At 55.0% G+C, this 22,324-nt stretch carries 16 protein-coding genes; 6 read left to right on the top strand and 10 right to left on the bottom strand.

Annotated features, from left to right (window positions below; genetic code table 11):
- Positions 1–63 precede the first annotated feature (63 nt).
- The gene (locus AAYN39_RS15300) at positions 64–822 is read left to right on the top strand and encodes a DeoR/GlpR family transcriptional regulator (RefSeq protein ID WP_000815087.1); all 759 of its coding nucleotides are present in this window, start codon (positions 64–66) and stop codon (positions 820–822) included.
- Between the two features lie 73 nt (positions 823–895).
- Here AAYN39_RS15300 and malT read toward each other — a convergent pair whose 3' ends face one another.
- Positions 896–3,601, bottom strand: coding sequence for an HTH-type transcriptional regulator MalT (gene malT / locus AAYN39_RS15295; RefSeq protein ID WP_000907046.1), 2,706 nt, complete (start codon positions 3,599–3,601; stop codon positions 896–898).
- Between the two features lie 593 nt (positions 3,602–4,194).
- Here malT and malP point away from each other — a divergent pair.
- Together malP and malQ are read left to right on the top strand one after the other, a co-directional pair.
- Positions 4,195–6,588 (top strand): maltodextrin phosphorylase, encoded by a 2,394-nt coding sequence (malP, locus tag AAYN39_RS15290; RefSeq protein ID WP_000082255.1) that lies wholly within the window; start codon positions 4,195–4,197, stop codon positions 6,586–6,588.
- A 9-nt stretch (positions 6,589–6,597) separates the two neighbouring features.
- Positions 6,598–8,679: a 4-alpha-glucanotransferase gene (gene malQ, locus AAYN39_RS15285; protein ID WP_000428711.1), complete on the top strand. Its 2,082-nt coding sequence runs from the start codon at positions 6,598–6,600 to the stop codon at positions 8,677–8,679.
- Between the two features lie 118 nt (positions 8,680–8,797).
- On the opposite strand, the gene gntT is transcribed toward malQ, so the two are convergent.
- From gntT to gntX, 3 genes are all read right to left on the bottom strand, one after another.
- Positions 8,798–10,114 (bottom strand): gluconate transporter, encoded by a 1,317-nt coding sequence (gene gntT, locus AAYN39_RS15280; protein WP_001131741.1) that lies wholly within the window; start codon positions 10,112–10,114, stop codon positions 8,798–8,800.
- A 376-nt stretch (positions 10,115–10,490) separates the two neighbouring features.
- Positions 10,491–11,066 (bottom strand): Fe-S biogenesis protein NfuA, encoded by a 576-nt coding sequence (gene nfuA / locus AAYN39_RS15275; protein ID WP_000619394.1) that lies wholly within the window; start codon positions 11,064–11,066, stop codon positions 10,491–10,493.
- A gap of 58 nt (positions 11,067–11,124) precedes the next feature.
- Positions 11,125–11,808: a DNA utilization protein GntX gene (gene gntX / locus AAYN39_RS15270; RefSeq protein WP_000958739.1), complete on the bottom strand. Its 684-nt coding sequence runs from the start codon at positions 11,806–11,808 to the stop codon at positions 11,125–11,127.
- A 37-nt stretch (positions 11,809–11,845) separates the two neighbouring features.
- Between gntX and bioH the strand changes: the two genes are divergently transcribed.
- Positions 11,846–12,616 carry a pimeloyl-ACP methyl ester esterase BioH gene (gene bioH / locus AAYN39_RS15265; RefSeq protein ID WP_000998145.1) on the top strand — a complete coding sequence of 257 codons (771 nt, stop codon included), beginning with the start codon at positions 11,846–11,848 and terminating at the stop codon, positions 12,614–12,616.
- Between the two features lie 35 nt (positions 12,617–12,651).
- Here bioH and AAYN39_RS15260 read toward each other — a convergent pair whose 3' ends face one another.
- From AAYN39_RS15260 to greB, 6 genes are all read right to left on the bottom strand, one after another.
- Positions 12,652–13,578, bottom strand: coding sequence for an Rpn family recombination-promoting nuclease/putative transposase (locus AAYN39_RS15260; RefSeq protein ID WP_000235943.1), 927 nt, complete (start codon positions 13,576–13,578; stop codon positions 12,652–12,654).
- A gap of 234 nt (positions 13,579–13,812) precedes the next feature.
- Entirely contained in the window at positions 13,813–14,049 is a 237-nt protein-coding gene (gene feoC, locus AAYN39_RS15255; RefSeq protein ID WP_000157589.1) for a [Fe-S]-dependent transcriptional repressor FeoC, read from the bottom strand.
- A gap of 12 nt (positions 14,050–14,061) precedes the next feature.
- The gene (feoB, locus tag AAYN39_RS15250) at positions 14,062–16,380 is read right to left on the bottom strand and encodes a Fe(2+) transporter permease subunit FeoB (protein WP_000736984.1); all 2,319 of its coding nucleotides are present in this window, start codon (positions 16,378–16,380) and stop codon (positions 14,062–14,064) included.
- Positions 16,381–16,398: 18 nt separating this feature from the next.
- On the bottom strand, positions 16,399–16,626 hold the full coding sequence (feoA, locus tag AAYN39_RS15245) for a ferrous iron transporter A (protein WP_001160955.1): 228 nt from the start codon (positions 16,624–16,626) through the stop codon (positions 16,399–16,401).
- Between the two features lie 436 nt (positions 16,627–17,062).
- Complete coding sequence (locus tag AAYN39_RS15240) at positions 17,063–19,393, bottom strand: Tex family protein (RefSeq protein WP_000980674.1); 2,331 nt, start codon at positions 19,391–19,393, stop codon at positions 17,063–17,065.
- 98 nt (positions 19,394–19,491) lie between these two features.
- A complete protein-coding gene (gene greB / locus AAYN39_RS15235; protein ID WP_000856695.1) occupies positions 19,492–19,965 on the bottom strand; it encodes a transcription elongation factor GreB in 474 nt (157 codons plus the stop codon).
- A 225-nt stretch (positions 19,966–20,190) separates the two neighbouring features.
- Between greB and ompR the strand changes: the two genes are divergently transcribed.
- Both ompR and envZ read left to right on the top strand, forming a co-directional pair.
- Positions 20,191–20,910 (top strand): two-component system response regulator OmpR, encoded by a 720-nt coding sequence (gene ompR, locus AAYN39_RS15230; RefSeq protein WP_001157751.1) that lies wholly within the window; start codon positions 20,191–20,193, stop codon positions 20,908–20,910.
- A complete protein-coding gene (gene envZ / locus AAYN39_RS15225; RefSeq protein ID WP_001253815.1) occupies positions 20,907–22,259 on the top strand; it encodes a two-component system sensor histidine kinase EnvZ in 1,353 nt (450 codons plus the stop codon). The genes ompR and envZ overlap by 4 nt, the downstream gene beginning before the upstream one ends.
- Positions 22,260–22,324 lie beyond the last annotated feature (65 nt).

Below are 22,324 nucleotides of genomic sequence, written 5' to 3'. Positions count from 1 at the left end.
TTCCAGGCCGGGTAGGGCGATGCCGCTATCCGGCGCAAGGTTGGTTACTTTCAGAGATTATTCATGAAACAAACACAACGGCATGACGCGATCATTGAACTGGTGAAAAAACAGGGGTACGTCAGTACGGAAGAGCTGGTGGAGCATTTTTCTGTCAGCCCGCAAACCATTCGTCGGGATCTTAACGATCTGGCGGAACAGAATATGATTTTGCGCCACCACGGCGGCGCGGCGTTGCCCTCCAGCTCGGTGAACACGCCGTGGCACGATCGTAAGGCGACGCAAACGGAAGAAAAAGAGCGCATCGCTCGCAAAGTCGCGGCCCAGATCCCCAATGGTTCAACGCTGTTTATTGATATCGGCACGACGCCGGAAGCCGTAGCGCACACCCTGTTAGGGCACAGTAATTTGCGGATCGTGACCAACAATTTGAACGTAGCGAACACGCTAATGGCGAAAGAGGATTTTCGTATTATCCTCGCCGGCGGCGAACTCCGTAGCCGCGACGGCGGCATTATTGGCGAAGCGACGCAGGACTTTATCGCCCAGTTCCGTCTCGATTTCGGCATTCTCGGTATTAGCGGTATTGATAGCGACGGCTCATTGCTGGAATTTGACTACCATGAGGTACGCACCAAGCGCGCGATTATCGAAAATTCGCGCCACGTGATGCTGGTGGTGGATCACTCTAAATTTGGCCGTAACGCGATGGTAAACATGGGCAGCATTAGTATGGTCGATGCGGTCTACACCGATACCCTACCACCGCCGGGCGTGATGCAGGTGATTGCCGACCACCATATTCAATTAGAGCTGTGCTAAAAAGACTGTCTTATCAGGCCTACACTCTGCGCGCGATGGTAGGCCTGATAAGCGAAGCGCCATCAGGCACACGTTAAACCCCATACCCCATCATCTTCAGCAACTGCTGCGCGTGCTGTACCGCGTCCTGACGGTGCGCGACGCCGAGTTTCTGGTAGAGGTTGCGGATATGCGTCTTAATGGTGGTCGCGGCCACCGCCAGTTCGCCGGCAATCTGTTCGTTGCTGTAACCGGAATAGATAAGTCCTAACACCTGCCATTCACGCTGGGTGAGCGGGCTGGTGCGAATAAGCTCCGGGACATCCGGATGGTTAAGCAGACGCTCGACGAAGCCTTCGTCAAAATGGGCGAATTTATGCCGGTGATGTTGGTTAATATATCGCAGGATGCGCTGCGCGCGATGCTGCTCCATCTCCGGCAGCGTATTGAGCTGGATAAGCTGACGCAATTGTTGCGCCATGGCTTCTCCTTCAATCACAAAATGGCTGATAAATCCGGTGCGGTTGGCGAGCTGTAAGGCATCAAGCAATACGCGCTGGGCGTCGTTTTTCCGCCCGGATTGCCAGTAAAGCTGATTGAGTAACAGCAGATTGCGGTTTAAATCGCTCATTAAGCGCAGGCTACGGGCATTCTCATTTAACTCTTCCAGCACGATTTCCGCAGGCTCGAATTCGCCCAGCAGGATCTGCGCGCGGGCGATATTGCGCCACTGGCCTTGCAGAAAATGGTTATTGGCAAACGCCGGTTTTGGCGTATGGCGTAACCAGTTGGCGGCGGATTTCTTGTCGCCGGTTAACTGCCAGTAAATGACACGCACCTTATCGGCGTTAGAGATCCAGTCGCAGTGATAACGACCATTGCCTAATAATTTTTCCAGTCGGTTAAGCTGACTACGGGCATTATCCAGATCGCCGCGCGCCAGCGAGCACTGCACCAGTAACGTCAGGCACTGCAACTGTTGTTGCGGCTGGAAGGTGGACAGCACAGCGATACCGCTGCGCGCCGAGGCTTCCGCTTCGTCAAGGCGCGCCCACGCCCACAGCAATTGCGCGCGGATACGTACCAGAAACTCATGCATCGGCAGTTGTTCCAGATGTTGCTCTTTGATCAACTGGAAGGCTCTCTCCTGCGTTTCCCATGCGGCCTGCAGGAATCCCTGGGCGAACTGAATTTCGCTTTGTTGAATTAAGCTCCACAGCGCGTAATGCCAGACGTCATGATGGCGCGCCATTTGTTCGGTTTGCTGCATCAGCGATAAAGACTGGCTGAGATTGCCTTTACAGTGCAGCACTTCGCCGTGAACGGAGGTCGCGACAATGCGGCTATAAAACCAGGCGAGAGGAAGCTCATCCAGCGCCAGTTTCGCCAGCCGCTCTGCCTCTTCCGGATTGCCGTCGTTGATGGCGACCTGGGCGCGCAGCGCGTTAAATTCAGCATGCAGCGTGCCGTCCATGACCCCTTTGATCTCTTGCTCGGCGCGCGCCAGCAGCGTATTCACTTCGCTGTAGCGGTGTTGGCTTTGCATCAGCCAGGCCTGTAACAACACCAGCCGCGGATTTTCCAGCAGGCTTTCCCACGGCAGCGCTTTTAATGACTCTTCCAGCAGCGCCAGTTCACTGTGATTAAACAGCCCCCACGCATGGTTAAGCAGGATATCGCGCAGCATTTGCGCGTCACCCGCCGCCAGCGCATGATGTATAGCTTCGCTGGGAAAACCCTGTTCCATCCAGCTTTCCGCGGCCGCACGGTGGATCTCCGGCAGTTCCGCCGCCAGTTCCCACTGGCAACGCTGGCGCAGAAAGCTACCAAACAACGGGTGATAGCTAAACCATTCGCCCGTGTCGTCCATGCGTTGCAGGAATAACCCCTGGCGCTCAATCTCCTCCAGCCGCATCTGGCCGTTTTCTTCGCCGGTCACGCGCACGATCAACGCGTCATTCATTGAGCGTAAGATCGCGCTTTTAAGTAAGAAATGTCGGGTGCTGACATCCACGTTATCCAGTACTTCGTCCACCAGATAATCAGAAAGGTGGCTGGCATTAATCCCGGCAAGACGGCGGGCGGAGTGATGCGCAGAGGTATGGTTCTGGCGCGCGGAGAGGGCGATCAACTGTAGCGCAGTGGCCCAACCGGCCACATCATCGCACATGCGGCTGCTCTCAGCGGCTTCAATGGGCGACGAAAGACGACGGTCAAAAAATTGCTTTGCTTCCTGATGGTTAAAAGCCAACTGCTGGCTGCCGATTTCCAACAGCTGATCGCGCACGCGCAGGTTAGCGATGCCCAGTTGCGGCAAATTACGCGATAACACCACCAGGGTGAAATTTTCCGGCTGATGCCGTAAGAAAAAGCGCATCGCGTCGTGAATCACCGGATTGGTAATCAAATGGTAGTCGTCAATCACCAGATAAAGCGGGCGATGCCACTGCGCCAGTTCAATAAAGAGCTGTGCGAAGAGAGACGTCAGGCTGGCGTACTGACGTTTTTGCGCCATCGCTTCGCTGGTAGAGCAGTGTCCGCCGGTGGCCTGTTGGATAGCGGCGATTAAGTAACTGGCGAATCGCTCTTGCTGGTTATCGCCTTCGTCGAGAGAGTACCAGCCTAATTCATTTTTGCCCGCCGCCCACTGTGAGACAAGCGTGGTTTTCCCATAGCCAGCAGGACTGGTTACCAGGAGGAGCCTGAAATTGTTCGCGCCGGAAAGTTTAGCCAACAGCCGCTCACGAACCACGGTATGGTCGAGACGAACCGGACGACTTAATTTAGACGGAATCAACATAGCAATCACTTCACTGTGGGAAATGGGGGAACTGCGATTTTTTTTTGCGCTTCGTAATTAATAGATATAAGGTCGGCCAGAAAGCATTTTAATGCAAGCTAAGCAGACTTTTTATGTGTCTGAATTTGCACTCTGTCACAATTCTAAATAACGGTATTAAAAAAGTATTCGGCGCGGTTGAAACGAGCGTCAGAGCTGGGCTGAGGTCATATTTCCGTTATTGTAAATAATGTCCTGGACAGGATGCGGATTTAACACAATGGCGATACCAGGCGTTTAATTAATTATGTTAAGTTAGTGAACCTCCCGCCGCTGAATATTTCAGGTAATAAACTATTTTGGCGTTCATATAATCTTCGAAAATATCCCTCCGCGGTTTACTGTTATTTCTGTTTATTCATTTGATTATGCGTAACACTGGGTGTCGTTGACAGGAATCGGCGCGTTTATACAGGGGTAAGTGGCGGCGATCACACTTTTATGCTCATCCCCGCTCCTCCTCCCTCCCTAATCAGTGCCGGGAGGAGGAAGGTCAACATCGAGCCTGGCAAACTAGCGATAACGTTGTTTTATTACCCGAGGACGGATTTCCTATGTCACAGCCAACCTTCAATAAAGATCAATTCCAGGCCGCCCTGACGCGTCAGTGGCAGCGTTTCGGTTTACTGTCGGCGTCCGACATGACGCCTCGTCAGTGGTGGCAGGCCGTTAGCGGCGCGCTGGCGGAATTACTGAGCGCGCAACCGGTAGCGCAGCCGACGAAAGGCCAGCGTCATGTGAACTACATTTCGATGGAATTTTTGATTGGCCGCCTGACGGGAAATAACCTGTTAAATCTGGGGTGGTACCAGGACGTTAGCGATGTGCTGAAAGCGCACGATATTAATCTGACCGATCTGCTGGAAGAGGAAGTCGATCCGGCGCTCGGCAACGGTGGTCTGGGACGTCTGGCCGCCTGCTTCCTCGATTCGATGGCCACCGTCGGGCAGTCCGCTACGGGCTATGGTCTGAACTACCAGTATGGGCTGTTCCGTCAGTCATTTGTTGAAGGCAAGCAGATGGAAGCGCCGGATGACTGGCATCGCGGCAGCTATCCGTGGTTCCGCCACAACGAGGCGCTGGACGTCCAGGTTGGAATCGGCGGTAAAGTCACCAAAGAAGGGCGCTGGAAACCAGGTTTTGTGATTACAGGCCAGTCCTGGGATCTGCCGGTGTTAGGCTATCGTAACGGCGTCGCGCAACCGCTGCGTTTGTGGCAGGCGACCCACGCGCATCCGTTTGATCTGACCAAATTCAACGACGGCGCTTTCCTGCGGGCGGAACAGCAGGGTATCGATGCGGAAAAACTGACGAAGGTGCTTTATCCCAACGATAACCACACGGCGGGCAAAAAACTGCGCCTGATGCAGCAATACTTCCAGTGCGCCTGCTCGGTAGCGGATATTCTGCGCCGCCATCATCTGGCCGGACGCAAGCTGCATGAGCTGGCGGATTATGAGGTCATTCAGCTAAATGATACCCACCCGACTATTGCCATCCCTGAACTGCTGCGCGTATTGCTGGATGAACACCAGATGAGCTGGGATGACGCCTGGGCTATCACCAGCAAAACCTTCGCCTACACCAACCACACCCTGATGCCAGAAGCGCTGGAGTGCTGGGATGAGAGGTTAATCAAAGCGCTGTTGCCGCGTCATATGCAGATTATCAAGCAGATTAACGATCGCTTTAAGGCGCTGGTCGATAACACCTGGCCTGGCGATAAGCAGGTATGGGCAAAACTGGCGGTGGTGCATGACCGTCAGGTGCGCATGGCCAATATGTGCGTGGTCAGCGGCTTTGCGGTCAACGGTGTGGCGGCGCTGCACTCCGATCTGGTGGTGAAAGATCTGTTCCCGGAATATCACCAGCTTTGGCCGAACAAATTCCACAATGTCACCAACGGCATTACACCGCGTCGCTGGATTAAACAGTGCAATCCGCAGCTTGCGGCGTTGCTGGATAAAACGCTGAAAAAAGAGTGGGCTAACGATCTCGACCAGTTGATCAACCTCGAAAAATACGCTGACGACGCCACATTCCGTCAACAATATCGCGACATCAAACGGGCGAACAAAGAACGGCTGGTGAAATTCATCCAGGCCCGTACCGGGATTGAGATTTCGAGCCATGCGATTTTTGATATTCAGATCAAACGCCTGCACGAGTACAAGCGTCAGCATCTGAATCTGTTGCATATTCTGGCGCTGTACAAAGAGATCCGCGAAAACCCGCAGGCTGACCGCGTACCGCGCGTATTCCTGTTTGGCGCGAAGGCGGCGCCGGGCTATTACCTGGCGAAGAACATCATTTTTGCTATCAATAAGGTTGCGGAAGCCATTAATAACGACCCGGCGGTGGGTGACAAGCTGAAGGTGGTTTTCCTGCCGGATTACTGCGTCTCGGCGGCGGAAATGCTCATTCCGGCGGCGGATATTTCCGAGCAAATTTCTACTGCCGGGAAAGAGGCGTCCGGCACCGGCAACATGAAACTGGCGCTGAACGGGGCGTTGACAGTGGGAACGCTGGACGGCGCTAACGTTGAAATCGCTGAAAAGGTGGGTGAAGAGAATATCTTTATCTTTGGCCATACTGTGGAAGAGGTCAAGGCGCTCAAAGCCAAAGGCTACGATCCGGTGAAATGGCGTAAAAAAGACAAAGTGCTGGATGCGGTACTAAAAGAGCTGGAAAGCGGTCAATACAGCGATGGCGATAAACATGCCTTTGACCAGATGCTGCATAGCCTCGGCAAACAGGGGGGCGATCCGTACCTGGTCATGGCGGACTTCGCCGCTTATGTCGAGGCGCAAAAGCAGGTGGATGCGCTGTATCGCGACCAGGAAGCGTGGACGCGCGCCGCGATCCTCAATACCGCGCGCTGCGGTATGTTCAGTTCCGATCGCTCTATTCGCGATTATCAGGCCCGTATCTGGCAGGCAAAACGCTAAGGGAGCGCGATGGAAAATAAACGTCTCGATAGTGCCGCGCTGGCGGCGGGGATCAGCCCCAGTTACATCAATGCTCATGGCAAACCGCAGTCTATTGGCGCTGAAACCAAGAGACGTTTGCTGGCGGCGATGCACGGCACGACAACAGGACCACAGGCGGTCGTGCCGAATGTGAAGGTTTATACCGCGGGTAAAAAAATGGCGTTGCCGGTAGAGGGGCGCGGTGAGTTTGCCTGGCTGCTGACTACGGAAGAGGGCGAGCATTACAAAGGGCGCGTGACGGGCGGTAAAAAACTTAACCTGCCGGCTACGTTGCCGGAGGGCTACCACACCCTGACGTTGACCCAGGATGAACAGCGTACGCACTGCCGTATTATCGTTGCCCCGCCGCGATGCTATGAGCCGCAGGCGCTGCTGGAGGGGAAAAAACTGTGGGGGGCCTGCGTCCAGCTTTATACTCTGCGTTCAGAAAAAAACTGGGGTATTGGCGATTTCGGCGATTTGAAGTCGATGCTGGTCGACGTGGCGACACGCGGCGGCGCGTTTATCGGCCTGAACCCGATCCACGCGCTTTATCCGGCGAATCCGGAGAGCGCCAGTCCCTACAGCCCCTCGTCTCGTCGCTGGCTGAACGTGATATATATCGACGTCAACGCCGTCGAAGATTTCCGCCTGAGCGAAGAGGCGCAGGCATGGTGGCAAATGCCCGCCACACAGCAAAAGCTGCGACAGGCGCGCGATGCGCAATGGGTGGATTACGCTACCGTTACCGCGCTGAAAATCACGGCGCTGCGGATGGCGTGGACGCGGTTTGCCGCTCGCGACGATGCGCAAATGGCGGAGTTTCGTCACTTTATCGCCCGCGAAGGCGAAAGCCTTTACTGGCAGGCGGCATTCGACGCGCTGCATGCGTATCAGGTGAAAGAGGATGGGCAGCGCTGGGGCTGGCCAGCCTGGCCGGAGGCGTACCAGTCGGTAGAGTCTCCCGCTGTAAAACAATTCTGTGAAGCGCACCGCGAAGAGGTGGAGTTTTATCTCTGGCTTCAGTGGCTGGCCTGGCGCCAATTCGCCGCCTGCTGGGATACCTGCCAGAGTTTTAAACTACCGATTGGTCTGTACCGCGATCTGGCGGTTGGCGTAGCGGAAGGCGGCGCGGAAACCTGGTGCGACCGGGAGCTGTACTGCCTGAAAGCATCTGTCGGCGCGCCGCCGGATATCCTCGGCCCGCTCGGTCAGAACTGGGGGCTGCCGCCGATGGACCCGCATATCATTGTCGCCCGGGCGTATGAGCCCTTTATCGACCTGCTGCGCGCCAATATGCAAAACTGCGGCGCGTTGCGCATTGACCATGTCATGTCGTTGCTGCGCCTGTGGTGGATACCGTATGACGAAACAGCGGATCAGGGGGCTTACGTCCATTATCCGGTAGATGATTTGCTTTCTATTCTGGCGCTGGAGAGCCAACGTCACCGCTGTATGGTGATAGGCGAAGATCTGGGGACGGTGCCAGTTGAGATTGTCGGCAAGCTGCGCGATAGCGGGGTCTATTCTTATAAAGTGCTGTGGTTTGAAAATGACCTTGAGAAAAACTTCCGCGCGCCAGGCGCATATCCGCAACAATCGATGGCTGTCGCCTCGACGCACGATCTCCCCACGCTGCGCGGCTATTGGGAATGCGGTGACCTGACGTTGGGTAAAGCTCTGGGGCTTTATCCGGATGAAGTGATTCTGCGCGGGCTGTATGAGGATCGCGAGCGGGCGAAACAGGGGCTATTGGACGCGCTGCATAAATATGGCTGTCTGCCAAAACGCGCCGGGCATAAGGCATTGTTAATGTCGATGACGCCAACGCTAAATCGCGGACTTCAGCGCTATATCGCCGACAGTAACAGCGGTCTGTTGGGGCTTCAGCCGGAGGACTGGCTGGATATGGCCGATCCGGTTAACGTACCGGGCACCAGCGATCAGTATAAAAACTGGCGGCGGAAATTGTCTGCATCTCTTGAGGCTATGTTTGCCGATGAGGGCGTAAACAAGCTGATTAAGGATTTGGATAAGCGCCGAAAAGCGGCCGCGAAGAAGAAGAAGTAATAAAGCCGGGGATTTCCCCGGCTTTATGATGGTGAGAGCACGTAGGCCTGATAAGCGCAGCGCCATCAGGCAATTCTGGCGCACATTGCTGCCTTATCCGGCCTGCAAACCGCCTCGCTTAAACCACCATACCCAGTAGCAGACAGCCGATCAGGCCGCAGACGGAGATGATCGTTTCCAGCATCGACCAGGATTTAATGGTCTCGCCGATAGTCAAATTGAAATACTCTTTGAACAGCCAGAAGCCTGGGTCGTTGACGTGAGAGAAAATCACGCTCCCGGAACCGACTGCGATAACCATCAGTTCAGGACTAACGCCGGTCGTGGCGATCAGTGGCGCCGCAATGCCGCCTGCGGTAATCGCCGCGACAGTCGCAGAGCCCAGCGCGATACGCAGCACCGCCGCGATAGACCACGCCATCAACAGCGGAGAGACATTGGTTTCATGCATCATTGAAGCGATGTATTTATCCACGCCGCTATCGACCAGCACCTGCTTGAACGCGCCGCCGCCGCCGATGATCAGCAGCATCATGGCGATAATTTTGATGGAAGAGACCAGCGTATCGTTAATCTGATCCATTGAACGCCCGCGGTTCAGGCCAAAGGTGAACATTGCAATCAGTACGGCAATCAACGTAGCCATTACCGGGTCGCCCAGGAACTCGGCAACGGGCAGGAAAGCGTGGCCTTTTGGCAGAATCATCTCGGCAACCGCACGCATCGCCATCAGAATCACCGGAACCAGCGACGTCCAGACGCTGACGCCAAAGCCCGGCATCTCTTCTTCCGTAAAGGTTTTCGCGCTGTACAGGCCTTCCGGGATCGGCTTATCGATGCCTTTCAGAAAACGGGCGTAAACCGGTCCGGCAAGGATCACGGTCGGGATCGCCAGAATCGTACCAAACAGCAGCGTTTTACCCATATCGGCATGGAAAATCGTGGCGATCGCGGTTGGACCCGGGTGCGGCGGCAGGAAGCCGTGTGTGACGGAGAGCGCCGCGGCCATCGGCACGCCGACGTACAGTAACGGGATATTCGCCGCTGCGGCAATGGTGAATACCAGCGGCAGCATCAGAACGAAGCCCACTTCATAGAACAGAGCGAAGCCGACGGTAAAGCCGGTTAACACTACGGCCCACTGAATATGCTTTTTACCAAATTTCGCGATCAGGGTAGTGGCGATACGTTGAGCGCCGCCGCAGTCGGCAAGCATTTTGCCCAGCATGGCGCCGAACCCCATAATCAGGGCCAGACTGCCAAGCGTACCGCCGACACCGGCTTTGATGGAGCCGATGACTTTATCCAGCGGCATTCCCTGCATCAACCCGACAGCGAGCGCTACCAGGACAAGGGCGATAAATCCGTTCATTTTGAAGCGGATCATCAGAAGAAGTAACAAGATAACACCGATAGCAACGATGACTAATGGCATGATTTACCTGGCCTTTACTTTGTTATGGGTAACGTCATTGTTTCGACGACAAATTCCTGTTGTTCCCGACGGGAACAGAGTCGCAATAGCACCAATACTGATTACCGTTGAAACGAATGAGCGTAGTCAGATGTTATATGGATGTTAGGTGCCCATAAGAATGATACGGGTAACATATGGGTGTTGAAAATGACCCTGGCAGGCAAAATTTAAATTATGAGACACAGGTCATGTTATCGGCGAAAGAAGAAGAACCATTGTTCTGAGATGTGGCTGATGGCGCAGAATGGCGGCGTAGACGCCTTATTCGGCCTACGGTGGGGCAGACAAGGCCCGACAGGCGCAAGCGCCATCGGGCATGGATGCGGGGAAAATCTTAGTAGTATGAGTGCTCGCCGCGCTGGTGTTCGGTCAGATCGCGAACCCCTTTCAGTTCCGGGAATTCATTCAGCAACTGTTTCTCGATCCCTTCTTTCAGCGTGACGTCAACCATCGAGCAACCGTTACAACCGCCGCCAAACTGCAGAATTGCATAGCCTTCATCGGTAATTTCCATCAGCGAGACGCGACCGCCGTGGCCCGCCAACTGCGGGTTAATCTGCGATTGCAGAGCATATTCCACGCGCTCCATCAGCGGCGCGTCATCGGCCACTTTGCGCATCTTCGCGTTTGGCGCTTTCAATGTGAGTTGAGAACCTAGCTGGTCGGTCACGAAATCAATTTCCGCGTCTTCCAGATAGGGCGCGCTCAGCTCGTCGACATAAGCGGTCAACAGGTCAAATTTCAGTGCAGTATCGGTGGCTTCTACGGCGTCGGGCGGACAATAAGAAACGCCGCACTCTGCGTTAGGAGTGCCGGGATTAATGACAAATACGCGGATTTGCGTCCCTTCTTTCTGATTTGCCAGCAGTTTGGCAAAGTGCGCTTGTGCAGCATCGGAAATACGGATCATAGTAATGGCCTAATAGTTGACTATTTTAGTTGGTTATAATACGCCCGTCATCGAGGCTCTACAAGGTTCGACACAGGCACCATACCTGGACAGTCGCTGCGCCGTTGCGCAAAAGCAGTTGCGCGATTTCCGCGACGGTACTTCCGGTAGTGACGACATCATCCACAATAACCATATGGAGACCCTGTACCGGCAATTCAAGGCGAAACGCGTTTTTCAAATTGCGCTTACGTAACCTGGCGCTGAGATGATGTTGTGTTGCGGTCGCCCGTACCCGCGTGATGGTCTGGCTGTCCCACGCGCAGCCCAGCCAGTGCGCTAACGGTTGGCATAACAGATCGCTTTGGTTAAATCCCCGCCGCCAGTGTCGGCGCGACCAGAGCGGAACGCTGACGATTCTGTCGGGAAGCGGCAAGCCAGTGCTGCGGCGCGCCATAAGTACTTCCTGCAACAGTAGACGCGCCAGAGCGGCGGCAATTTCGCTGCGGCGGGTAAATTTAAGCTGATGCACCAGTAAACTCAAGGGCGGCGTATAGTCACTGACGCTCACCAGACGCTGCCAGGGCGGCGGTTTTTGCAGGCAGCGACCGCAGGGGAGCGAAGGATGCCCGGCAGGTAATCCGCATTGCGGACACAGGCTGACGCGCTGACGAACGGCGCGCGCGCATACGGAGCAAATCCCCCAGTGGCTTAACGCCAGCGGCATTCGGCATAGCCAGCATAATCCCGGTACTGTTAGCATAGGTGCATCCTTGTTAGACAAAAGAGAACAGTAACTGATGAATGACATCTGGTGGCAGACCTACGGCGAGGGAAATTGTCATCTTGTGCTGCTGCACGGATGGGGATTGAACGCGGAGGTGTGGCATTGCATTCGCGAGGAACTCGGCTCGCATTTTACGCTGCATCTGGTCGACTTGCCGGGCTATGGCCGTAGTTCGGGGTTTGGTGCCATGACGCTTGAAGAGATGACGGCGCAGGTAGCGAAAAACGCGCCGGACCAGGCTATCTGGCTTGGCTGGAGTCTGGGCGGCCTGGTGGCGAGTCAGATGGCGCTCACCCACCCTGAACGCGTTCAGGCGCTGGTGACAGTCGCCTCTTCGCCATGCTTTAGCGCGCGTGAGGGGTGGCCGGGAATAAAACCAGAAATCCTCGGCGGATTCCAGCAGCAGCTTAGCGACGATTTTCAGCGCACGGTGGAGCGTTTTCTGGCGCTGCAAACGTTAGGGACGGAGACGGCGCGTCAGGATGCCCGCACCTTAAAAAGCGTAGTGCTGGCGCAGCCTATGCCGGATGTAGAGGTGCTCAATGGCGGACTGGAAATCTTAAAAACGGTCGATCTACGAGAAGCGCTTAAAAATGTGAACATGCCGTTTTTGCGTTTGTATGGTTATCTGGACGGTCTGGTGCCGCGTAAAATCGCGCCTTTGCTCGATACGTTATGGCCGCACAGTACATCACAGATAATGGCGAAGGCGGCCCATGCGCCGTTTATCTCGCATCCGGCGGCGTTTTGCCAGGCGCTGATGACGCTAAAATCATCGCTGTAACCAGGGCGTTGCCGGGCCCAGGCCATTCTGCCAGATTAATGGCTTTCAGACGCCAGATCGGCAGGCGCCAGCCCGGTAACCCTAAGCACAGTATCGCGATCGAAACCATCGTTTAGCATGGAGCGGGCAATGCGCAATGCGGCGAGCCGTTGGCCTTCCTGTTTGCCTTGTTGTAGCCCTTTCTGTAACCCGTTACGATGTCCTTCCTGACGTAATCTTTCTGCGATAGTCATGATCTTCTCCTTATGCTGTGGGATACGCATAGCCACCTGGCGGATAAACGTATTGAAGCGCGCGGCGTCGCCAGTGTGCATCATGTAATTAAACAGACTTTGAAGCTGGGTGTCATTAGCGTATCCCTTAACCAGCAGGGCGACCAGCTGTTCGACAAGCCCCATCAGATCACGCTGGCGGATGTGTTTTTGTATGAGTTCCAGCAGCGCGACCCGTCGGTGCCGCATAATCTCGTCGTCCGGCACGACCGTAATATCGACCAGAGGAAAGGCGGTGGCGTATAGCTTACGCGCCATCACCGGGTCGGCAAATTCATCCAGCCAGCATAATGAGAACGGATACGGGCTTCGGTTTCCGTGGTAAAACAGCATTGGCACCACTAATGGCAACGTCTTATGCCCGGCCTCCAGGTGCCGTTGCATTGCAGCCATTGCGTAACGCATCAGCCGAAATGCCATATGCGCGTCCGGCGTACTCTGATGTTCAATAACCACGTAAATGTAACCGTCACCTTCACTTGTTTCCAGCGACCAAAGGATATCGGAATAATGGGGGCGTAAATCCTCTTCAATAAAGCTACCGGACTCCAGCCGTAACGTATTCAGATTACAGATTTGACGTAATGTCGACGGAAGATGGATTTCCAAAAAATCCCGTGCAGTATCGGGGTGGCATAAAAACTGTTTGAATACCGCGTCATGCGGCGTGGATGTTGTTGAGGTCGCCATATCGATCCGTCACCGGTGAAGCTCAATGGCGTGACACTACGCGCAGACCGGGCTGATTGCAGTAGAGGATTAGTGCGCTTGCGAGGCGCGTGGGGAGATAAATGCGCACGGCGGTAACGCTTTCATCTTTGTGGAAGGCATGACGCAAAATTGCCCGGCAGCGTGACGCGTACCGGGCAATATAACGCGGGATAAAGGCCGGATAAGACGCGTTACGTCGCTACCCGGCGAAGGTCAACGCAAGGCCCACCATTCGCGCAGGCAGGCTTTACCTTCCGGACAGCTTTTACAACTGCCTGAAAGGCAACCGTCCGGTTCTTCCGGGATACGTACCGCTTTACCCATGATCTCCAGTTGATTCAGCATGGCGTCGATCATGGGCTGCGGAGCGTGCAGCGTATGGCTGATCTGCGTTGCCTCCATACGCCCCCGCAGCGCCAGTAGATCGCGAACCTGTATCAATGAAGCCATTTTTTACATCCCTTAGTGACAATTGCCCGCAGTGCCCGAACAACAGGATGTGACGCTTTTGCGGGTTGCCAGCAGTTCAATGTCTACACGGCTGCGGGCGCGGCGTAGCAGACTTAATACCACAACGTTAAAGACGATTACCGCCAGAATACAGATCAGGCTGTAAGTCGGGTGCTGACTGAAGCTAGTAACCTGGTAGAACAGCGTGGCGAGCGAATAGGCGATATTCAGCCCCCACAGGATGGAGAAGCTCATCCAGCCGCGGCTGGACTCGCGGGCGATAGCGCCCATTACCGAGATACACGGTACGTAAAGCAGGACGAAAATCAGGTAACTGTACGCCGCCGCGGCGCTGCCGAATTTTTGATCCATCACGCCCATCGCGCCGGTCGCCATTTCGCCGTCGCCTTTACTCGCTTCGATCGGGTTAGCCAGTACGCTCAGGCTAAAGGTGTCTTTCAGGCTTTGCCAGGTATCGTCAACCGCGCCCAGCAGTTCATCGCCGAGGTGAAAGTCGGCAGGATTAAACGCTTCGTCCTGAATATTTTCGGCGGTGTAGAGCGTGTTCAGCGTACCGACGACAACCTCTTTCGCCATGGCGCCCGTAAACAGACCCACGGTAGCTTGCCAGTTATCCTCATGGACGCCGATCGGTTTAAAGACTGGCGTGATGACCCGGCTTACAGAGGCGAGGGCGGAGTCATTAATGTTATCGACGATTTTGCCGCTCAGCGAGAAACTGTTAAACGCGCTCAGGAAAATACTCACGATGATAATGACTTTACCGGCGCGTAGTACAAAACCTTTCAGGCGTTGCCAGGTCTGGATGATCAGGCTCTTGATATGCGGTACGTGGTAAACCGGCAGCTCCATCACAAACGGAGAGGCTTCGCCACGCATAATGGTATGTTTCAGCATCAGGCCGGTTAATACCGCCATGACAATACCCAGCACGTATAGCGAGAAGACCGCCAGCGCGCCGTTTTGCCCGAAGAAGGCGGCGGCAAAGACGGCGAAAATCGCCAGGCGCGCGCCACAGGACATAAACGGCGCCATCATGATGGTCATCAGGCGTTCGCGCGGAGCGTCAAGCGTGCGGGCGCCCATCACGGAAGGTACGTTACAGCCGAAGCCGACAATCAGCGGCACGAAGGATTTACCCGGTAGTCCCAGCGCCTGCATCAGGCGATCCATGACGAAGGCCGCGCGCGCCATATAACCGGAGTCTTCAAGGAAGGAGAGGAACAGGTACATCATCCCGATTTGCGGCACCAGCGGCAGGACGGTATTGATCCCGCCGCCAAGACCTTGCGCCAGGAAGATGGTTAACCAATCCGGGAAGTGCAGCGTGTAGCCAATCCATTGAATGCCATGAATAAAGATGGCGACGGAACCGGCATCAAACAGGGGTTGCAACGCGCCGCCGATGTTAATGGCGAGCAGGAACATCAGGTACATCACGAACAAAAAAATCGGTAAGCCGAGGAAGCGGTTCAGGATAATTTTATCGACCGCCCTGGTGAAGCGGCTGGGTTCGGCTGTCAGGGTATTGCTGACCACGTCGCAAATAGCGGCGATACACTGGTAACGGGCGTCGGCGATATGCAGCGCCGGGTCGTCCATTTCGTCCTTCAGACGGGCAAGGGAGGTGTCCAGGTTTTGCGCCGCCTCGCCTGCGTAAGCCCGGCTGTAGATATCGCCCTCCAGCATTTGCAGACCCAGCCAGCGGCGCTGTTGTAAAGGCATCTCCTGGGCCATCGCGTCGGCCAGGAAACCCGCTTCGCGCAGCAGCGGCTGGGCATAATGCACCAGTTCGACGTTGTCGTTAGCGTTGTGACGATCAATGGCCAGTTTCAGCGCCTCGATACCGCGACCGCGAGTCGATACCAGCGGTACGACAGGGCAACCCAGACGCGTGGACAGAGCGTCGACATCAATACGAACCTGCTGTTTTTCGGCGATATCCAGCATGTTGAGCGCGACAATACAGGGGATACCCAGCTCCAGCAGCTGCAGCGTCAAATAGAGGTTGCGCTCCAGATTGGAGGCGTCCACAACGTTTATCAACAGGTCGGCGTCGCCGCTCAGGATGTAGTGGCAGGCGATCTGTTCGTCGAGAGAGGTTTGTGACGAGATGGTCGTCAGAGAATAGGTGCCGGGTAAATCTACCAGCGTGACCTGGTGGTCAGTTGTCGCGAACTGGCCCTCTTTACGCTCGACGGTGACGCCCGCCCAGTTCCCCACGCGCTGACGCGCGCCGGTGAGTTGGTTAAATAAGGTGGTCTTGCCGGAATTAGGATTACCAATTAAACCAATGGTTAATTTTTTCATTTTTATAGACTCACTGTATTAACAGGAAACCGCTTCCACTTCTATTAACGCCAAATCCTTTTTACGCAAAACCAGACTCACGCGTCGTGTTTCGATATGGATCGGATCCCCTAAGGGCGCGACGCGGACAACATTAAATGAAGAGCCGGGCAACATGCCGAGCGAAAGCAGTTTTTGACGATACGCCGGGCTGATTTCACGCGCAAAGCCGGTGATTTTCCACGCAGTGTCAGGAGTGAATTGCATACGACCTACTTGTTTCTTACTAACTGGATGTATACCTCATGCGGCGCTCAGGGGGGCGGCAGGAGACCCGATGTTTAGCCAACGAAGGAAAGAGTAAATAATCAACAACACAATGATAATGAGAATGGTTTCTATCTTCAACGATTAAAATGTGACGGAATGTACAAATAAGCGATAATTTGCGCCGATGTTGATATGGCTCAACATTTATTTGTCTTTTTGCAAATACCTCTAATGTGCAAATATTCACCGTTTTTAATGTTTAATTAAGGTTTCATCTGTTAATAAAGTGATAATTAATAGTGCGGATAGCAGAAGGAAATTAATTAACAGATTCTAATGGGTAAGATTTAATTGTTAATTAAAAAAGAAAGGGTTGGACGTATTGCAAAATCGCAGGCCGGATAAGAAGTAACCCGGCCTGCGTATTACCCGATTAGCGTTTTTTTCCCATTGCCGCTGCCAGCGCGTCCATCATGGCGCTGTTACCGGCTGGCTGGGCGTCACGACCGCGCGGTTTCGCCGCTTTTGACGCCGGGCGGTTGCCCTGAGCGCGATCGGCACCGCCGCCGCGGCGAGCGGCGGTTTCGCCGGGCTGTTCGTCCAGACGCATCGTCAGCGCAATACGCTTACGTTGCAGATCCACTTCCAGCACTTTCACCTTCACGATGTCGCCAGCTTTTACCACGGTGTGTGGATCGTCGACGAACTTAGTCGACAGGGAAGAGATGTGGACCAGGCCATCCTGATGAACGCCGATATCGACAAACGCGCCGAAGTTAGTGACGTTAGTGACTGCCCCTTCCAGAATCATCCCCGGCAGCAGGTCGTTCATGGTTTCGACGCCATCGGCGAATTGCGCGGTTTTAAATTCAGGACGCGGGTCGCGGCCCGGTTTTTCCAGCTCTTTGATGATATCGCTCACGGTCGGCACGCCGAATTTATCGTCGGTAAAATCAGCGGCCTTGAGGTGACGCAATTCGTTGCTGTTGCCCATCAGATCTTTTAGCGCTTGCTGCGTCGCCGCCAGAATGCGTTCGACAACCGGATAGGCTTCCGGGTGGACGGTGGAGGCATCCAGCGGGTTATCGCCGTGGTTAATACGCAGGAAGCCCGCGCACTGCTCAAACGCTTTCGGCCCCAGACGGCTCACCTTCAACAGTTGCTGGCGGTTCTGGAACTGACCGTTCTCATCGCGCCAGGCGACGATGTTTTGCGCCATCATGCGCGTTAAGCCTGCGACGCGGGTCAGCAGCGGTACGGAGGCGGTATTCAAATCGACGCCGACGGCGTTTACGCAGTCTTCGACCACCGCATCCAGTTTACGGGCCAATTGGGTCTGGCTGACATCGTGTTGATATTGGCCGACGCCGATCGATTTCGGATCGATTTTCACCAGTTCCGCCAGCGGATCCTGCAGACGACGCGCGATAGAGACCGCGCCGCGCAGGGAGACGTCGAGATCCGGAAACTCCTGCGCCGCCAGCTCAGAAGCGGAATACACGGACGCCCCCGCTTCGCTGACGATCACTTTCTGCGCCGTCACGTTCGGGAACTGTTTCTGTACGTCGAGATAGAAACGTTCGGTTTCACGCGAAGCCGTACCGTTGCCAATCGCGACCAGTTCGACGTGGTATTTTTCGCACAGCGCGGCGATCACGGTAGCCGCTTTGGCCGCCTGACCGGTATGCGGATAAATGGTATCCGTCGCCACCAGCTTGCCGGTGCCGTCAACGACAGCGACTTTTACGCCGGTACGCAGGCCAGGATCAAGGCCCATCGTGGCGCGCAGGCCTGCGGGGGCTGCCATCAGCAGGTCGTGCAGGTTACGCGCAAACACGTTAATCGCTTCGTCTTCCGCACGTTCGCGCACGGTGCCCATCAGTTCGGTTTCGAGGTGCATTAAGACTTTGATACGCCACGTCCAGCTCACTACGCCTTTGCGCCAGCTATCCGCCGGGGCGTTATTTAGCCGCAGGCCGAGATGGTCCATGATGATTTGCTCGCAGTAGCTCTCTTTCGGCGGCTCATCAAACTGTGGGTCGGCATTGAGCGAAAGTTGCAGAATGCCTTCGTTACGACCACGGAACATGGCCAGCGCACGGTGAGACGGGACGTTAGCAATGGGCTCATGATGGTCGAAATAGTCGCGGAATTTTGCCCCTTCTTCCTCTTTGCCGCTCACGACTGTGGCGACCAGATGGGCATTCTTCCACAGGTAATCACGCACTTTCGCCAGCAATGCGGCGTCTTCGGCAAAGCGCTCCATCAGAATGTAGCGTGCGCCGTCGAGCGCGGCTTTCGTGTCCGCCACGCCTTTGTCGCCATCAATGTACTTTGCCGCTTTCACGTCAGGATCGTGGGACGGTTCGTTCCAGAGCAGATCGGCCAGCGGCTCAAGGCCGGCTTCAATGGCGATTTGTCCACGGGTGCGGCGTTTAGGTTTATAGGGCAGGTAGAGGTCTTCGAGCTCGGTCTTACTTAACGTAGCGTTGATGGCGCCAGCCAGCTCATCGGTCAGTTTGCCTTGTTCGGAAATGGACTTGAGGATGGCCTGACGCCTGTCTTCCAGCTCACGCAGATAGCCCAGACGCGTTTCCAGGTTACGCAACTGCGTGTCATCCAGACCGCCGGTGATTTCTTTACGATAACGTGCGATAAACGGCACGGTGTTCCCTTCGTCAAGCAGGCGAACGGCAGCTTCAACCTGCCCGGCATTTGCCTGGATTTCACCCGCAATAATGCGGCAGAAAGAATCATTCATCATGGGTTAGCTTCGTCTTCAGGATAAAAATCAGGGGATAGTTATACGGATTGGCTGGCAAAAATGCCAGCCATCAGCGGGGGCTTAGGATTCTTCTTGTCTTATTTGACGTATTCGATCGCATTGACGTACCAGTTTGCTTCGCCGACAGGGGTGTTGACCACCGCCAGATCGCCCACTTCTTTTTTCAGTAGCGCCCGCGCCATCGGCGAGTCGATAGAGATGTAATCCTTACGTCCGAAAATTTCATCGTAGCCGACAATGCGGAACTTCAGCGTATCGCCGTCATCATTTTCGATTTCCACCCAGGCGCCGAAGAAGACTTTGCCCTCCTGCTGCGGGGAATAATCCACGATTTTGAGATTTTCCATGCATTTGGTCAGATATCTGACGCGTCTGTCGATCTCACGCAGGCGCTTTTTATTATACTGATAGTCGGCATTCTCGCTGCGGTCGCCCAGACTCGCAGCCCAGGTCACTTTTTTGGTGACCTCCGGGCGCTCTTCACGCCAGAGATAATTGAGCTCTTGTTTGAGTGTTTCGTACCCTTCGCGGGTGATCAGGGGCGTTTTCATCTCGTTGATTTACCTTTGCTGTCGATATTGCGCACACGGGGTATAACGTGATCGTCCCGACAGAATAAATAATGGGGTTGCCGATTAATTGTATATTTAAGCTGCTGTTAAATATGCTTTGTAACAATTTAGCCTGAAATTCATACCAGAATTTGCTGGTGACTCACGTGAGCTTTTTTAAGAATACACACTTACATTTGTTGCGAACCTTTGGGAGTACAGACAATGCAAGAGAATTATAAGATTCTGGTGGTTGATGACGATATGCGTCTGCGGGCGCTACTGGAACGTTATCTGACCGAGCAGGGCTTCCAGGTTCGAAGCGTCGCTAACGCCGAGCAGATGGATCGTCTGCTGACCCGTGAATCTTTCCATCTCATGGTACTGGATTTAATGCTGCCAGGTGAAGATGGTCTGTCGATTTGTCGTCGCCTGCGTAGTCAAAGTAATCCAATGCCGATCATTATGGTCACGGCGAAGGGTGAAGAGGTTGACCGTATCGTCGGGCTGGAAATCGGCGCCGATGACTACATTCCTAAACCGTTTAACCCGCGCGAGCTGTTGGCGCGTATCCGCGCCGTGCTACGTCGTCAGGCAAACGAACTGCCCGGCGCGCCGTCGCAGGAAGAGGCCGTTATCGCGTTCGGTAAGTTCAAACTGAACCTCGGTACGCGCGAGATGTTCCGTGAAGATGAACCGATGCCGCTGACCAGCGGGGAGTTTGCGGTACTGAAAGCGTTAGTCAGCCATCCGCGCGAGCCGCTCTCTCGCGACAAGCTGATGAATCTGGCCCGTGGCCGCGAGTATTCCGCGATGGAACGCTCCATCGACGTCCAGATCTCCCGCCTGCGCCGTATGGTGGAAGAAGATCCGGCGCATCCGCGTTATATTCAGACCGTATGGGGCCTGGGCTACGTCTTCGTACCGGACGGTTCTAAAGCATGAGGCGAATGCGCTTCTCGCCGCGAAGTTCATTTGCCCGCACGCTGTTGCTCATCGTCACCTTGCTGTTCGTCAGCCTGGTGACGACCTACCTGGTGGTGCTGAACTTCGCGATTTTGCCGAGCCTCCAGCAGTTTAATAAGGTTCTGGCTTACGAAGTCCGTATGCTGATGACCGATAAGCTGCAACTGGAGGACGGCACGCAGTTAGTCGTGCCGCCTGCGTTTCGCCGGGAAATCTATCGCGAGCTGGGGATCTCTCTCTACACCAACGAAGCCGCTGAAGAGGCCGGGCTGCGTTGGGCGCAACACTACGAATTCTTAAGCCACCAGATGGCGCAGCAATTAGGCGGCCCGACGGAAGTGCGGGTTGAGGTCAACAAAAGCTCGCCCGTCGTGTGGCTCAAAACCTGGCTGTCGCCCAATATCTGGGTGCGCGTGCCGCTGACCGAGATTCATCAGGGCGATTTTTCTCCGCTTTTCCGTTACACGCTGGCGATCATGCTCCTGGCGATAGGCGGCGCGTGGCTGTTTATTCGTATACAGAACAGACCGTTAGTGGATCTTGAACATGCCGCCTTGCAGGTAGGGAAGGGAATTATTCCGCCGCCGCTGCGTGAATATGGCGCCTCTGAGGTGCGCTCTGTGACCCGGGCGTTTAACCATATGGCAGCCGGCGTGAAACAATTGGCCGATGACCGTACGCTATTGATGGCGGGCGTCAGCCACGACTTACGCACGCCGCTGACCCGTATTCGTCTGGCGACGGAGATGATGGGCGAGGAAGACGGTTATCTCGCGGAGTCGATCAATAAAGACATCGAAGAGTGTAACGCCATTATCGAACAGTTTATTGACTATCTGCGTACCGGTCAGGAAATGCCAATGGAGATGGCGGATCTCAATTCCGTGCTGGGCGAGGTGATTGCGGCGGAAAGCGGCTATGAGCGTGAGATTAACACTGCGCTTCAGGCAGGCAGCATCCAGGTGAAAATGCACCCGCTCTCGATTAAGCGCGCGGTGGCGAATATGGTGGTCAATGCTGCCCGCTATGGCAACTGCTGGATTAAGGTCAGCAGCGGCACCGAGTCGCATCGCGCCTGGTTCCAGGTAGAAGATGACGGGCCGGGCATTAAGCCGGAGCAGCGTAAACATCTGTTCCAGCCTTTTGTGCGCGGCGACAGCGCCCGTAGCACCAGCGGCACAGGGCTGGGGCTGGCGATTGTGCAGCGCATTATTGATAACCATAACGGGATGCTGGAGATTGGCACCAGCGAGCGTGGCGGATTGTCGATTCGCGCCTGGCTACCGGTTCCTGTGGCTCGCGTCCAGGGGACGACAAAAGAGGCATAAGAAAGGGAGGTATTACCCTCCCTTTCTTCTTAACACTGGATGACGCTGTTCAAAGCCGCCATCCG

This window comes from Salmonella sp. K21076 (assembly GCF_039650795.1).
GTDB lineage: Bacteria > Pseudomonadota > Gammaproteobacteria > Enterobacterales > Enterobacteriaceae > Salmonella > Salmonella enterica.
The sequence above is the reverse complement of the archived record's forward strand: the minus strand, read 5'-3'. Positions and strand labels throughout refer to the sequence as shown.